Origin of the sequence: Halomonas sp. M20, assembly GCF_020622265.1 — a bacterium.
In the GTDB taxonomy this organism is placed as follows: domain Bacteria; phylum Pseudomonadota; class Gammaproteobacteria; order Pseudomonadales; family Halomonadaceae; genus Modicisalibacter.
The window spans coordinates 380,334-394,555 of the sequence record NZ_JACNMQ010000003.1; the positions used below are offsets into that span (position 1 = coordinate 380,334).

Genomic DNA, 14,222 nt, shown 5'->3' on the forward strand with positions numbered 1-14,222 from the left:
AAGGCAGCTTAATCAACATCTGGCCCCCATGCTTGGAACATGCAAGTGTTGCGCCGCCCAAGGCGGCGCAACGTGATGCTACTTTTCCATGGAATCGATTTCTTGGTTTAAATCGTCGAGCAGTTTTTTACCGCGCTTACCGGTAATGTCGGTATAGGCTTTATAAGTATCTCGGGTACGTTCTTCAAAAGCTTTCTGCTCTTCTTCGCTAAGCTCTATAATTTTAATATCTGGCTTGTTTTTCTTGATATTTTCCAGTTTTTCTTTGTTGTAATCGGCAACGGTGTCGTAAATGAATCCCTCCATATCTTGTAAAGTGTCGTCAATCAACTGTTGCCGTTCAGGTGCCAAGGATTCATACCAGTCGCTTCCGGATACGACGGCAGTAACCAGATCTCCTGCACCGGCCCAAATCATATAGTCAGACACCTCATAAAACTTCATCTCTTCTATGGCTGGCACGGGGTTGACTTGCCCATCCACTTGGCCTAGCTGGAGCGCCCCATAGACCTCACCGAAGTCCAGTGGCGTGGGGCTAGCCCCCATATCTTCATAAGCCTCAAGCAGGATTGGCGAAACCATGACTCGCATTTTGAAGTTATCGAAATCTTCGGGAGTACGTATCTCACGATTGGTCGTCCATACTTGCGGGCCTTCGGAATACAGGGTTTGAAGTTTTAGCCCCTTGGATTCGAAATCATTTCCTAGTTCGTTATAAATAACATCGCTTTCACTGAGGACGCGAGAAAGCTTCTCTTCATCGGACGGAAGAGTATAAGGCAATAGGAAAATTTGTGACTCGGGAACGATTGTCCCCAGGTTACCTATCGAAACATTGGCAAATTGGACGACACCATCGGCTGCCAGCCCCACTAATTCTGTTGGAGTCCCCAAGGAGCCAAGATGGTAGATAGTGACAGTGATATCGCCATTTGTTTCAGACTCGATACGCTTCTTGAACTCCTGCGCATAGGCATCCATGATGGAGTTGGGGATTTCCTCAACGGCGAATTTCCACTGTTCCGCCATTGCGATAGCCGGCACAAGCGTTGCGGCTAATGTGGTAGATAGTAGGATGTTTTTCAACAACGTTTTTTGGTTGAACATTGTAACACCTCATGTTTGTTCTTATATAATTATTAATTTTATTATTAAATAAAATTAATAATGCATGGTTAACTCTAAATCTCTTGTTATTTGTTCTGACGTAACTTTCTTCCGTGGAATACATAGCCTATTAAGTTCATCAGGACTTGGGCCGCCAGAATGCTGGTGGAGTCGGTGGGATCGTAGTCAGGGGCCACCTCGCAAAGATCGATACCGACCACTTCACCTTGGTAAGCGATTTGCTGCAGGATTTCCATGACTTCGTAGTATTGAAAGCCTCCATGACTTGGAGTGCCTGTTCCTGGCGCAATGGAGGGATCGAACCCATCGATGTCGATGGTAATATAGTAATTCACTCCTTTCGGAATCCGATCTAATACGCCCTGCACTCCCAGTTCACGTACTTGACGTACGGACAGAATCGTAGAACCGGCCGTTTCTGCTTGCTTGTGGTCTTCCCGGTTGGATGAAGATACATTCCGGATACCCAGTTGTGTCAGACCACTGATGAAGTCCTGTTCGCTGGCACGACGCATCGGATTGCCGTGTCCATAGCGCACCCCATGACGCTCATCGACGAAATCCAGGTGCGCATCGATTTGAATGATATGAATCGGGCCGCGGCCTTCAAACGCGCGTACGCAGGGCGCATTGACAGAATGGTCCCCTCCCACGACGACAGGCAGCGCGCCAGACTCGAGAATCTTGCGGACGCCATACTCGATGTTGGCGTGGCTAGTCTCGGTATTGGTATGCACCATATCCGCATCGCCGATATCGACGATGTCCACATCTCCCAGATACATCGTATCTTCTTCGTAGGAGTAGGCGCCGCCGTGGCCGAAAGAAAATAGTGTCGATGCTTCACGTACTGACCGGGGTCCCATCCGTGCCCCCGAGCGCCACTGGGTGCCACAATCGAAAGGGGCCCCCATGAAAGCGACGTCCGCTTTGATATTATTCCAATTCTCGCAGATAGGATTTTTTCCGAAGGTACAGATGCCGACAAACGGCAGGTTCAGACGGCCAGACTCATAGTTGTTACTCTCCATCTTTTCCTCTCCCCTAAATACGCTGTAACGGATTTTGCTATTGGTAATAGCTCAGTCCATCAAGCTCGAACCTCATATTCTGTGGAGCTCCTGAGCGTCGCTTAACTATTGCAAAGGGTTTTACATAGAAAAATACATAAATTCGTATATTCACATTATAAATTTTGATGTTTCGTGGCGAGGTTGCATCTCCTCTTGCCTTGGCTATCTGGCTCACGAAATAGGAAATCTATCGTCGCGTTGTTTGCCAACAGCCCGATGGCGTAAGGCCTGGCATGAAAGCGATAAAAACGACCAGCTTTATTGAAGGGCAATATAGTCGGTATAAATAATAGACAATTCCGACAGGCCGCTATAGAAAATCGCCGCGGCGGTGCTGGGTTGCGCCCGGCGATTTAGTGGGGCCTAATCCTTTGCCAGTCGCGCCCGACGCGATTCCTGGAACAGCGACACCAGCACGCCAAGCGTCATGATCAGGATGACCACGCTCAGTGGCAGGGCAGCGGCGATCAGGGCGGTCTGCAGCGCCTCGAGCCCGCCGGCGACCAGCAGTGCGGCGGCCACCAGGCCGATCACTACGCCCCAGAACACCCGAAAACGCTGAGGAGGGTCGTCGCTGCCCAAGGACAGGATGGTGGTCAGCACCAGGGTGCCGGAGTCCGAGGAGGTGACGAACCAGCTCATCAGCAGAAAGACCATCATCGCCGAGAGGGTCCAGCCGAGGGCGCCGGTGCCGGCGATGCCGTCGGCGCTGGCGAACAGCGCGGCAGGCAGGTTCCAGGCATTGACCAGCTCTATGATGCCTGCCGTGCCGGGGCCACTCGATGCATGCAATTCCTGGTAGAGCGCGGTACCGCCGAAGATGACCAGCCACACGAAGATGATCAGGGTCGGCACCAGCAACACGCCGAGCACGAACTCGCGCAGAGTGCGGCCCTTCGAGATGCGCGCGATGAACAGTCCGACGAAGGGCGCCCAGGCGAGCCACCAGCCCCAGTAGAAGATGGTCCAGGCCTGTTGCCACTGGGCCGGTCCCGGCTCATCGGCGAACCACAGCCCCATGGGCACGAAGTTGACGGCATAGTCCGCCATGGTCTCGCCGAAGATCGTGATCAGCCACAGGGTAGGGCCACCGATCAGAAAGGCGCCCACCACCAGTACCGAGACACAGATGTTGAGCTCGGAGATGATCTTGATGCCTCGCTTGACCCCGGAGACGGCGGAAAGGATGGAAACCACCGAAATCAGTGCGATGAGTATCAGCTGGGTGTCGAGGCCGGCGCTGACGCCGATCAGGCGCTCAAGGCCCACCGACATCTGGCTGACACCGAGACCCAGCGAGGTAGCGACGCCGAACACGCAGCCCAGCACGCCGAGGACGTCGACCACGTGGCCGATTGGGCCGTAGATGCGATCGCCGATAAAAGGATAGAGCGAGGACCGCAGCGCCAGCGGAAGGCCGCGGCGATAGGCGAAGTAGGCCAGCGCCATGCCGACGATGACGTAGACGGCCCAGCCGTGCAGGCCCCAGTGGAAGACCGCCACGCGCAGGGCATCCACGGCGCGTTCGTGGCCGATGGCGGTGGCGCCGGCCATGTCGGCGTGGGGGTTGTTGGGATAGCCGAAGGAGCCGCTGTCGTCCAGGTAGAAAATCGGCTCGGCGACGCCAAAGAACAGGATGCCGATACCGATACCCGCGGAAAAGAGCATCGAGAACCAGGAGAAGTTGCTGAACTCCGGGCGGCTGTCGTCGGCGCCGAGGCGTACGCTGCCGTGTCGGCTCAGCACGATATAGAGGCAGACGGAGATCAGCAGCATGATAGTGATCAAGTAATAGCTGTCGAAGGTGGTTTCGATCCAACCTCGGGCCGTGCCGAAGACGCTGCCGGAGAACTCCGGATCGATCCCGGTAAATAGGACGAAGGCGAGTACCAGCAGCGCGGAGGTGATGGTCATGCCCTTGTGCATATTGCGAAAGAAGCCACGGTGTGTCAGGACGGCGTCCGGATAGGTATGTTGAGATTTGGAAGCGTCAGGGGTGGCTGGTTGTTGTGATGATGGCATGGTCGGTTCCTTTGATGACGAACGAGGATCAGGCGTATCTATAGAGAGATTCCTTCTGTTGGCCGGGCAAGGGGCCGGCGGTCCCTGCGCGCTGTCTGAAAACTGGCTACCGTTCGCCGATTTTCAGACAGCGCTTGAGGGCTTCACGGTACACGCGAAGATACCGGGTAAGCGTCTAGCGATGTGCTGGTGGCAGGCCGATACGCCGGCCGGCGAGCTTGGGCCAGGCGTCCTGTGCGGTATGGGGCAGGCGCTCGATCTGTTTTGCCACTGGGGCCGGGAACGGCGCCGGGCGGCCACTGTCGCTGCCCATGCCCATGCCCATCAGCATCTGCTCGCTGGTGGCAAGGCACTGGCCATCGGCGTCCTGCATCTCCATGAAGACATGCAGGCGTTTGGCGTCCTTGTCCAGCAGCATCACTTCGACGGCGAGTACCTGACCTTCATGGGCCTCCCGGCGGTAGCACAGGTGGGTCTCCAGAGTGTAGATGGTGTAGGCGTGCTCGGCGCGGCCCGCTTTATCCAGGCCGATGCGACCCATCAAGGCTTCCAGGGCCAGGGAGAAGACGCGGGCGTACTCCGCGTCGTTCATGTGACCGTTATAGTCCACCCACGCTGGCGCGACCCGGGTATCGAGGATACGCATCAGATGCGCCCCTGGAGCCCTTCGGCTTCCGGCCAGTACTTGTGCACCAGATCGAGCAGCTCCACCAGGAAGTCGTCCCGGCGCTTATCAAGCTGCGCGACGCTGCGATCTCCGGCCTGATGCTCGCAGCCTTTGACGACCTTGTCGATCAACTCGTCGGTGAGTTCCGGGGCTTCCAGCTTGGTCCAGGGTAGCTTCAATGCCGGGCCGAACTGCTCGAGCATGTGACGCATGCCCGCATCGCCCCCGGCCAGATGAAAGGTCAGGAAGGTGCCCATCAATGACCAGCGCAGACCGCAACCGTAGACCACCGCCGCGTCGATTTCCTCGGTGGTGGCCACGCCGTCGTTGACCAGATGCAACGCTTCCCGCCATAGGGCTTCCATCAAGCGGTCGGCGATATGACCCTCGATTTCCTTGCGTACGATCAGCGGGCGCATGGCCATGGCCTGATACAGCGCCTGGGCGGTTTCTATCTGCGCCGGTGTGGTGGCGTCGCCGCCCACCAGCTCCACCAAGGGTAGCAGATAGACCGGGTTGAAGGGGTGGGCGACGATCACCCGGCCCGGGGCGTTGGTGCAATCCTGCTGCAGATCCGTGGGCTTGAAGCCGGAAGTGGACGAGCCGATGATCGTGGCCTCCGGGGCAGCTGCATCCAGCTTGGCGAGAATCTCGCGCTTGAGTTCGATGCGCTCCGGCACGTTCTCCTGCACCAGATCCGCGTTTGCGACCGCTTCCTCCAGGCTATCGACGAAGCGCAGCCGCTCCTGACTGGCGCCGTCTGCCAGGCCGAGTTTTTCCAGGGAGGGCCAGGCGTTTTTCACCGCGTTGCGAGTGCGCTGCTCGGCACCTTCCATGGGATCAAACGCTACCACGTCGAAACCTTGCGCCAATGCCCGGGAAATCCAGCCATTGCCGATTACCCCGGTGCCGATGACTGATAGCTGCCTGCTCATGCCTGGCCTCCTGCAGTTTTACCAGTGTTGGGATCACGCAGCTTCAGGAAGGCGCGAGTCTCGGCAGGTGTCATGACCTTGCCGCCCAGGTTCTCGATGATGCCGGCGGCCTTTTCCACCAGCTGGCCGTTAGTGGCCTTGACCCCTTTGCTCAGATACAGATTGTCTTCCAGACCGACCCGGGCATGACCGCCCAGCAGCATGGCCTGAGCGACCATGGGCATTTGCATGCGGCCGATGCCGAAGGCGGCCCAATTGGCGTTGGCCGGCAGCTTGTTGCGCATGGTCATCATGGTTTCAGTGTCCGCTTCCGCGCCCCAAGGGATGCCCAGGCAGAGCTGGAACAGCGGATCGCCGTCCAGCAGTCCTTCGTCCTGCAGCTGACGGGCGAACCACACATGGCCCAGATCGAAGCATTCGAGCTCCGGCTTGACGCCGGCCTGCTGCACAAGACGTGCGTGCTCGCGAAGCCAGTCCGCGGTATTGATATAGACCATATCGCCGAAGTTGAGGCTGCCGCAGTCCAGGGTGCACATCTCCGGCAGCAGCTCGCCCACCGGGGCATGGCGCTCTGCCGGGGTTTGCATATCGGTACCTGGGCCGCCCCGAGTCGGATCGTCGGCATCCGGAATCCAGTCGCCGCCGCCGCCAGCGGTGATGTTGATGACGATGTCGGTGTCGGCCTCGCGGATGCGCTGCACTACTTCACGAAAATGCTCGATGGAGTGGCTGATGCCGCCGGTTTGTGGGTCGCGCACGTGCAGATGGGCCACGCTGGCCCCAGCTTTGGCCGCTTCGATGGCGGCATCGGCAATCTGCTCAGGCGTCACGGGAACGTTGGGGTTCTTATCAGAGGTATCGCCGGCACCGGTCAGGGCACAGGTAAGGATCATGTTGCGGTTCATGGGAAGAACTCCGTCATTGAATTGACGTTAGTGTGGTGGAAAACCGAGCGCCTCAATCGACACTTTGCGACATGGTGTTGACGTTTTGCGTCGCTCTTCTTGAACGTGTCGGTTTCGGCTGCGCTCCAATCCGATATACTCCGCGTCGAATTTCTCAGAACAGGATGTCTGCGTGCCATTCCTCGATGCGCTTTCCCCGCTTTCCGGCACTCTTGAGCTGGTACTGATTGCGCTGTCGGCGCTCACCTCGGCCATTTCGGCGAGTGCTGGCATCGGCGGCGGCACGCTCTTGATCATCGTCATGGCGCAAGTGATGCCTGCAGTGGCGCTGATCCCGGTGCACGGCATGGTCCAGTTCGGCTCCAACCTGGGGCGCGCGGCACTTACCTGGCGGCATATCGATCGTAGGCTGATCGCTGCGTTCTTGCCCGGTGTCGTATTGGGCGCCCTGGTCGCTGCCTGGTTATTGATTCGCCTGCCCGGTGGAGTGCTGGAGCTGTGTATCGCACTGTTCGTGCTCTACTCCTGCTGGGGGCCGAGCCTACCCAAGCGCAGGTTAGGTCAAGGCACGACGCTGCTTGCCGGCGCGGTGACCACGCTGCTGTCCAGCTTGATCGGTGCCAGCGGCCCGCTGGTGGCGGCTTTCGTCAAGCACAGCCAGACCACCCCCTTCGCCCGAGTGGCGACCTTCGCTGCTTGCATGAGCCTGCAGCACCTGACCAAGGCCTTCGTATTCGGCTTCGCCGGCTTCGTGTTTCGCGACTGGCTGGGGCTGATGATCGCGATGATCGCCGCCGGCCTGCTGGGCACCTGGCTGGGGCTGCGCTTGCTGAAAGGGCTGAGCGCCGAGCGCTTCGACAGCCTGTTCAAGTGGATGCTGACACTGCTGGCGCTGCGTTTATTATGGATGGGAGTTGAACAGATAATCACCCCTCAGTAATCGATTCACGATGCCTGCAGGGCACGCTCCTCCTTGCGATGCCGTAGAGGCGAGGTGCCGAAACAGCGCTTGTAGTCACGGCTGAACTGGGAAACGCTGCGATAGCCCACCGCCTCGGCGATCTGATTCACGTTGTAAGCCTCCTGAACGAGCAGCTGCTGCGCCTTGATCAGGCGCAGCCGCTTGAGATATTGCAGTGGCGAGGCGTGGGTGATCTGCTTAAAGTGCTGGTGAAAGGTCGAAAGACTCATATTGGCCTGGCGAGCCAGGACCTCAATCGAGACCTCCTCCGCGTAGCGGGCATGCAACCGCGACAGCACCTGGACAATTTGCGAATAGTGGCCCTGGTGATGCACCAAAGCGCGAAGGGCGGCCCCTTGCTGGCCCTTCAACGCTTCAAATACCACGTCGCGCTCCCGCAGCGCTCCCATGGCCGCGATCTCAGCGGGGTCGTGCAGCGTCTGCAACAGTCGTACTACCGCGCCCTGCATGCCGTGGGTCATCGACACCGAAGCCATGGGTACGGGCGATTCTTCATCCTGGTCGTCGTGCTCTCCCATGGCTGCGACCAGTTCCCCCAGCAGCGCTGGATCCAGGCGTATCGACACCCCCAGTAGCGGCGACTCGCGCGACGCATGAGTTTCGCACTCGAAAGGCAGCGGCAGCGTCTGTACCAGATACTGCCCTGGGCCGTAGTGAATCTCGCGATCGCCGAGGTAGCCGATCTTGTAGCCTTGGGCGACGATATTCAGGCTTGGTTCGTACATCAGTGGCGTACGTGGGATGGGGCGGCGTAGCGCCATCAGTGTTACCGACGGCAGTGACGTCGTGATGTAGCCGTCATGCGTGATCAGGGGCGCGATCAACTCGATCAGGTCATCGGTCGAGGGGGAGGCAGGCATCTTGGACTCCTTGATTCAGGACGGGACGATTATGCCAATTTATACCCTTATTGATCCCCAGGGGCGTCTTGATTTAGTAGAAACGTGCAAAAATCCCGCAGGAACGTTGATCCCATTCCCTGGCGGCACTTCCTATAATGCTTGCATTACTTTGGCATTCACACCAACCGAAGAGACCTGCTATGAGTCAGACCCGTGCTTATGCGGCGCATGCCGCCGACCAACCTCTGGCGCCCTTCAATTTCGAGCGTCGCCAGCCGCGCAAAGACAACGTCGCCATCGAAATCCTCTATGATATACCGGTCATCAATTTCCCTATTCGGGGTGTGCAATCATGAACAAGCAATCCACGACGCTGTGTGTCGCCGGCGGCAGCGGCCTCGTCGGCTCGAACATCGTCAAGACGGCGCTCGCAGCCGGTTACCGCGTCAACGCCACGCTGCGCGATGCCAGCGACAACAGCAAAACGCGTCACCTCCAGGCGCTCCCCGGTGCGTCTGAGCGGCTGACGTTGTTCTCGGCTGAGATGACCGACACCCACAGCTTCGATGAGGCCATGGCAGGCGCAGACGGGGTATTCATCGCCAGCCTCGCGCCGCGCCATAGCGGGCCGGACGGCACCCCGGCCAGCGAAATGGACGACGAGCAGGGCTGGCGCGACATCATCCGACCGACCGCTGACGGTTGTCTGGCGATCATGCAGGCCGCAGCGCGTGCCGGCACCGCGAACGTGGTGATCTGCAGCAGTACCAGCAGCACCAATCCGCCCGAGCCGATAGCGGTGAAAAACGAGCTGGACGCCGTATCGGATGCCGAAGAGCAGATGAGCCGCAAAAAATACACGGCCGCCGAAAAGACCGTGATGGAACGCGAGGCCAAGGCCTTCGCCGCCGATAACGGCCAGCGGCTGGTGATTCTGCTGCCCACGTTCATGCTCGGCCCAACGGTGCTGCCGCAGCATCTCGAGCGCGGCTTGCATGCCAGCCTGGCTGCAATGGTCGAGGGACGAAAGGGCCAGCACGAAACGGTGCCCAACGGCTCTGCTTCCATGGCCCATATCCACGACGTGGCCGCGCTGTTTCTTGCCGCCTATGAACAGTCGGCCGCCGAAGGGCGCTATTTCGCGGTCTACGACAGCTGGACTTGGGCCGACATCTACGCCGCCCTGGCGCCGCACGTGCCCGAAGCTGGTCTACCGGCGCCATTGACGGGCTCGGCAGAAGAGCCGACACAGTTCGATTTCACCCGGCGCGACAGCTTGGGTGTCACTTTCCGCGATATACCCACGACGCTCGCCCAGACCGTCGACTGGATAAAACAACGGCCGTTTGGTTAAGTGCGAAGCAGGGCGACGGACCCTGCGCACCCTGACTCCGATGCCCGGCGCTAACCCAAATTTGCGCGCCGGGCACATGGAAGGCTGTTGCGGACAGACCACGGCGCTGCGCATTCGACACCGAGATATAGCGACCCGGCTACCGGACCCGGAAGAATCCGGCTGAGCCGGTTGAATCGCTATGGTTTAACTTTCATCGCTAAATGGCGGCGTTTTGTCCGGGGTGACCGGAGAATTTGGACAGAATCGTACGCTAAGAGAGCCCGCCCCGCGAGCGGCGCGCTATCGCGCATGAAACATGAGGGCATGGTATTGAAGCAGATGCGCGGGCACTAAAAAGGCCGATCGGCCATTGGTGTGTTCGCACCCGACTAGGAGAATGGCCCGCACGGTATCGGCGTGGAGTCGTTGAAGGCAGAGCCTGTGGTCTGGCCTCGCATGAGAGATTGAATCGTTCGCCGCCGTGCTTTGTCCGCGCACCTGCCATTCATAGCGTGAGGCAATTCCCCATGACCCCCATGACGCAAAAGCACTTGTTGATCATCGTGAACGCGCCTTGTGCCGGCATTGATATTGGCGGACGTGAACACTGGGCTGCCATCAACCCGGATCAAAGTGTTCATCCGGTACGCTGTTCTTCGACATTCAGCGGCGATTCTTCATCCTGGTCGTTGTGCTCTCCCATGGCTGCGACCAGTTCCCCCAGCAGCGCTGGATCCAGGCGTATCGACACCCCCAGTAGTGGCGACTCGCGCGACGCATGAGTTTCGCACTCGAAAGGCAGCGGCAGCGTCTGTACCAGATACTGCCCTGGGCCGTAGTGAATCTCGCGATCGCCGAGGTAGCCGATCTTGTAGCCTTGGGCGACGATATTCAGGCTTGGTTCGTACATCAGTGGCGTACGTGGGATGGGGCGGCGTAGCGCCATCAGTGTTACCGACGGCAGTGACGTCGTGATGTAGCCGTCATGCGTGATCAGGGGCGCGATCAACTCGATCAGGTCATCGGTCGAGGGGGAGGCAGGCATCTTGGACTCCTTGATTCAGGACGGGACGATTATGCCAATTTATACCCTTATTGATCCCCAGGGGCGTCTTGATTTAGTAGAAACGTGCAAAAATCCCGCAGGAACGTTGGTCCCGTTCCCTGGCGGCACCTCCTATAATGCTTGCATTACTTTGGCATTCACACCAACCGAAGAGACCTGCTATGAGTCAGACCCGTGCTTATGCAGCGCATGCCGCCGACCAACCTATGGCGCCCTTCAATTTCGAGCGTCGCCAGCCGCGCAAAGACGACGTCGCCATCGAAATCCTCTATTGCGGTGTTTGCCATAGCGACCTGCATTTTGCCCGCAACGACTGGGGAGTGACACGCTTTCCCATCGTGCCCGGCCACGAGATCGTCGGTCGCGTCACTGCCGTGGGCGATGAGGTGAGCCAGTTTCAGGCCGGCGATCTGGTTGGCGTCGGCTGTATGGTCGACTCTTGCCGCCACTGTCAGCCTTGCCGCGACGGCGTCGAGCAGTTCTGCCTCGAGGGTGTAACCATGACCTACGGCAGTGATGATCGACAGGATGGCAGCTTCACCCAGGGCGGCTACTCTGATCAAATCGTGGTCAGCGAACACTTCGTACTGCGTATGCCCGAAGGCATTGATCTTGCCTCCGCTGCACCCATTCTGTGCGCCGGCATCACTACTTACTCACCGCTGCGACACTTTGGCGTCAAGGCCGGTCATCGGGTCGGCGTGATCGGCATGGGCGGTCTCGGTCATATGGGCGTCAAGCTGGCCAAGGCATTGGGCGCCGAAGTGACCGTCTTTACCCGTTCTTCGGCCAAGGTCGAAGAGGCTCGCCATCATGGCGCTGATCATGTGGTGGTTTCTACCGACGACGAGCAGATGACGGCAGTCGCCGAGACCTTCGACTTCATGCTCGACACCGTGCCGGTGCAGCACGATCTCAACCCCTACCTGGCGGCTTTGAAGTACGACGGCACCCATATCCTGGTCGGCCTGCTCGAGCCGATCGAGCCCACCGTCGAGGCTGCCAACCTGGTAACCAAGCGTCGTGTGCTGACCGGTTCGCTGATCGGCGGTATTGCGGAAACCCAGGAACTGCTCGACTTTTGTGCCAAACACGACATTCGCTGCGACATCGAGATGGTCGATATCCAGGACATCGACACTGCCTTCAAGCGCATGGAGAAAGGTGACGTGCGTTACCGTTTCGTCATCGACATGGCCTCACTCAAGGCCTGAGGCGATTAGGGCGGTGTTCAGCAATTTCTTGATTTTTTTATCCACCCGACAGGCGAATATTCATGTCTCTAGAAAAAGTGCTCTATCGCGCCCAGGCCAACGCCACCGGTGGTCGTGACGGCCGCGTCACATCTTCTGAAAAGGCGCTGGACGTCAAACTCACGACACCCAAGGAACTCGGTGGCAGTGGTGGTGAAGGAACGAATCCCGAGCAGCTATTCGCCGCTGGCTATTCGGCTTGCTTTCTCGGCGCGTTGAAACTGGTTGCCTCTCAAGAGAAAGCCAAGTTGCCCAACGATACGCAGATTCAGGGCGAGGTGGGCATTGGTCCGCTTGCCCACGGGTTTGGTATCGAAGTGACGTTGACGGTCAACCTGCCGGGCATGGAGCGTGAGCAGGCCGAAGCGCTAGTCGACAAGGCGCATGAGGTTTGCCCGTATTCCAACGCGACTCGCGGCAATATCGACGTCACGCTCAACGTTGAGGTGTAAGCAAGAAGGCGCGTCAGGACCAGCCAGGGAACAAGGCTTGCGCCAGAACCCCGTTCCAGACGGGTTTTATGAACCATTGCAAAAGGACGAACGACATGGCAAAGACACATCAAACCATCAATCCGGCGACCGGCGAGACCATCGCCACCTATGACGTGATCAGCGATGAGCAAGCGCTGCAGGCACTGAATGATTCTCATAAGGCCTTTCTCGAGTGGCGCAAGACTAGCCTCGAGGAGCGTGGCAACATCCTGCGCGAGATCGCCAAGCGCCTGCGGGCGAAGAAGGGTGAGTACGCCGCGCTGATGACCCGGGAAATGGGCAAGCCGATTTCTCAGGGCGGTGATGAGATCGAGTTGTGCGCCGCGATCTGTGAATACAGCGCCGATAACGCGGGTAAGATGTTGGCGGATGAAGAACGCGAACTCGACGGCGGTCGTGCCCTGGTCAGCTATCAGCCCATCGGGGTGATCCTGGGCATCCAGCCCTGGAACTTCCCGTTCTATCAGGTCATTCGCTACAGCATCGCCAACATCATGGCGGGCAACACGGTGCTGCTCAAACACGCCCCCAATGTCTGGGGGTCGGCGGTGGAGATCGAGAAGGTCTTCCTCGAGGCCGGCCTGCCGGAGAACGTGTTCCGCAATCTGCTCATCGATGCGGATCAGGTCAACCAGCTCATCGAGCACGAATACGTGCGCGGCGTGACCCTCACCGGCAGCCCGCGTGCCGGCAGCGCCGTGGCGGCCAAGGCCGGCGAGTGCTTGAAGAAATCCGTACTGGAGCTGGGCAGCAACGACGCCTTCCTGGTGCTCGACGACGCGGATATCGACCTGGCGGCCGAAACCTGCGCCCAGGGCCGTATCTACAACAACGGCGAAACCTGCGTGGCCGCCAAGCGCTTCATCGTGGTGGATTCCGTCTATCAGCAGTTCCGCGACAAGTTCGTCGAGAAGATGCGCCAGATCGAGTACGGCGACCCGACCGACGAGAATACTCAGCTCGGTCCGATCGCCCGGGACGACCTGCGCGATACCCTGCATGACCTGGTCAAGCGCTCCATCGACGCCGGGGCAACCTGCGTGTTCGGCGGCGAGATTCCCGACGGCCCGGGCTATTTCTACCCCAGCACCGTGCTGGAAGATTTGAAGCCCGGCATGCCCGCCTATGATGAAGAGCTGTTCGGCCCGGTCGCATCGCTGATTCGGGTGAAGGATGAGGACGAAGCCATTCGCGTGGCCAACGATTCCCGCTACGGCCTCGGCGGCGGCATCTTCTCCAAGGACGAGAAGCGCGCCATCGATATCGCGCGCAACCTGTTCGATACCGGCATGGTCAACATCAACGGCTACAACATCGCTCAGCCGCAGTTGCCCTTCGGCGGCGTCAAGGACAGCGGCTACGGCCGTGAGCATGGCGGCTTCGGCATGAAGGAGTTCGTCAACGTCAAGTCGGTGATGATCGTAGAGTAATCAGCGCGCCGGTCTTTGACCTTGCGACGTAAACAGAAACGCCCACATCCTCAGCGGATGTGGGCATTTTTTCGTGTGCTGCTAGCGAG

General features: G+C 58.9%; 12 protein-coding genes and 2 pseudogenes. 6 read left to right on the forward strand and 8 right to left on the reverse strand.

The window, feature by feature from the left end; all coding sequences use genetic code 11:
- Positions 1-78: 78 nt before the first annotated feature.
- The 6 genes from dctP to H7850_RS10620 all read right to left on the reverse strand — a co-directional run bounded on the left by dctP (position 79) and on the right by H7850_RS10620 (position 6,730).
- Entirely contained in the window at positions 79-1,107 is a 1,029-nt protein-coding gene (dctP, locus tag H7850_RS10595; RefSeq protein ID WP_227369499.1) for a TRAP transporter substrate-binding protein DctP, read from the reverse strand.
- Positions 1,108-1,193: 86 nt separating this feature from the next.
- A complete protein-coding gene (gene speB / locus H7850_RS10600; RefSeq protein ID WP_227369500.1) occupies positions 1,194-2,159 on the reverse strand; it encodes an agmatinase in 966 nt (321 codons plus the stop codon).
- A gap of 405 nt (positions 2,160-2,564) precedes the next feature.
- Positions 2,565-4,127, reverse strand: coding sequence for a BCCT family transporter (locus tag H7850_RS10605; RefSeq protein WP_227369644.1), 1,563 nt, complete (start codon positions 4,125-4,127; stop codon positions 2,565-2,567).
- Positions 4,128-4,398: 271 nt separating this feature from the next.
- Entirely contained in the window at positions 4,399-4,869 is a 471-nt protein-coding gene (locus H7850_RS10610) for a thioesterase family protein (RefSeq protein WP_227369501.1), read from the reverse strand.
- On the reverse strand, positions 4,869-5,825 hold the full coding sequence (locus tag H7850_RS10615; protein WP_227369502.1) for an L-carnitine dehydrogenase: 957 nt from the start codon (positions 5,823-5,825) through the stop codon (positions 4,869-4,871). The genes H7850_RS10610 and H7850_RS10615 overlap by 1 nt, the downstream gene beginning before the upstream one ends.
- Positions 5,822-6,730, reverse strand: coding sequence for a 3-keto-5-aminohexanoate cleavage protein (locus tag H7850_RS10620; RefSeq protein ID WP_227369503.1), 909 nt, complete (start codon positions 6,728-6,730; stop codon positions 5,822-5,824). Before H7850_RS10620 ends, H7850_RS10615 begins: the two co-directional genes overlap by 4 nt.
- 172 nt (positions 6,731-6,902) lie before the next feature.
- Here H7850_RS10620 and H7850_RS10625 point away from each other — a divergent pair, with 172 nt between their 5' ends.
- Positions 6,903-7,670 carry a sulfite exporter TauE/SafE family protein gene (locus H7850_RS10625; RefSeq protein WP_227369504.1) on the forward strand — a complete coding sequence of 256 codons (768 nt, stop codon included), beginning with the start codon at positions 6,903-6,905 and terminating at the stop codon, positions 7,668-7,670.
- Positions 7,671-7,675: 5 nt separating this feature from the next.
- Here H7850_RS10625 and H7850_RS10630 read toward each other — a convergent pair whose 3' ends face one another.
- Positions 7,676-8,572, reverse strand: a complete 897-nt coding sequence (locus tag H7850_RS10630; RefSeq protein ID WP_227369505.1) for an AraC family transcriptional regulator — start codon at positions 8,570-8,572, stop codon at positions 7,676-7,678.
- A gap of 182 nt (positions 8,573-8,754) precedes the next feature.
- Between H7850_RS10630 and H7850_RS10635 the strand changes: the two are divergent.
- A pseudogene (locus H7850_RS10635) lies at positions 8,755-8,865 on the forward strand (NAD(P)-dependent alcohol dehydrogenase); the annotation flags it as partial.
- A gap of 41 nt (positions 8,866-8,906) precedes the next feature.
- Positions 8,907-9,908, forward strand: a complete 1,002-nt coding sequence (locus H7850_RS10640; RefSeq protein ID WP_227369506.1) for an NAD-dependent epimerase/dehydratase family protein — start codon at positions 8,907-8,909, stop codon at positions 9,906-9,908.
- A gap of 658 nt (positions 9,909-10,566) precedes the next feature.
- On the opposite strand, the pseudogene H7850_RS10645 reads toward H7850_RS10640, so the two are convergent.
- A pseudogene (locus H7850_RS10645) lies at positions 10,567-10,935 on the reverse strand (AraC family transcriptional regulator); the annotation flags it as partial.
- A 182-nt stretch (positions 10,936-11,117) separates the two neighbouring features.
- On the opposite strand from H7850_RS10645, the gene H7850_RS10650 reads away from it, so the two are divergent.
- The 3 genes from H7850_RS10650 (at position 11,118) to H7850_RS10660 (ending at position 14,133) form a co-directional block, all read left to right on the forward strand.
- Entirely contained in the window at positions 11,118-12,170 is a 1,053-nt protein-coding gene (locus tag H7850_RS10650) for an NAD(P)-dependent alcohol dehydrogenase (RefSeq protein WP_227369507.1), read from the forward strand.
- 62 nt (positions 12,171-12,232) lie between these two features.
- Positions 12,233-12,661, forward strand: coding sequence for an organic hydroperoxide resistance protein (locus tag H7850_RS10655; protein WP_227369508.1), 429 nt, complete (start codon positions 12,233-12,235; stop codon positions 12,659-12,661).
- Positions 12,662-12,756: 95 nt separating this feature from the next.
- Complete coding sequence (locus H7850_RS10660) at positions 12,757-14,133, forward strand: NAD-dependent succinate-semialdehyde dehydrogenase (RefSeq protein WP_227369509.1); 1,377 nt, start codon at positions 12,757-12,759, stop codon at positions 14,131-14,133.
- Positions 14,134-14,222: the final 89 nt, after the last annotated feature.

Excerpts from the sequence above, each read along its gene's own strand:
- dctP (WP_227369499.1), bottom strand. The coding sequence starts at position 1,107 with ATGTTCAACCAAAAAACGTTGTTGAAAAACATCCTACTATCTACCACA.
- H7850_RS10660 (WP_227369509.1), top strand. The coding sequence starts at position 12,757 with ATGGCAAAGACACATCAAACCATCAATCCGGCGACCGGCGAGACCATC.
- H7850_RS10650 (WP_227369507.1), top strand. The coding sequence starts at position 11,118 with ATGAGTCAGACCCGTGCTTATGCAGCGCATGCCGCCGACCAACCTATG.
- H7850_RS10630 (WP_227369505.1), bottom strand. The coding sequence starts at position 8,572 with ATGCCTGCCTCCCCCTCGACCGATGACCTGATCGAGTTGATCGCGCCC.
- H7850_RS10620 (WP_227369503.1), bottom strand. The coding sequence starts at position 6,730 with ATGAACCGCAACATGATCCTTACCTGTGCCCTGACCGGTGCCGGCGAT.
- H7850_RS10605 (WP_227369644.1), bottom strand. The coding sequence starts at position 4,127 with ATGCACAAGGGCATGACCATCACCTCCGCGCTGCTGGTACTCGCCTTC.
- H7850_RS10615 (WP_227369502.1), bottom strand. The coding sequence starts at position 5,825 with ATGAGCAGGCAGCTATCAGTCATCGGCACCGGGGTAATCGGCAATGGC.
- H7850_RS10640 (WP_227369506.1), top strand. The coding sequence starts at position 8,907 with ATGAACAAGCAATCCACGACGCTGTGTGTCGCCGGCGGCAGCGGCCTC.
- H7850_RS10655 (WP_227369508.1), top strand. The coding sequence starts at position 12,233 with ATGTCTCTAGAAAAAGTGCTCTATCGCGCCCAGGCCAACGCCACCGGT.
- speB (WP_227369500.1), bottom strand. The coding sequence starts at position 2,159 with ATGGAGAGTAACAACTATGAGTCTGGCCGTCTGAACCTGCCGTTTGTC.
- H7850_RS10610 (WP_227369501.1), bottom strand. The coding sequence starts at position 4,869 with ATGCGTATCCTCGATACCCGGGTCGCGCCAGCGTGGGTGGACTATAAC.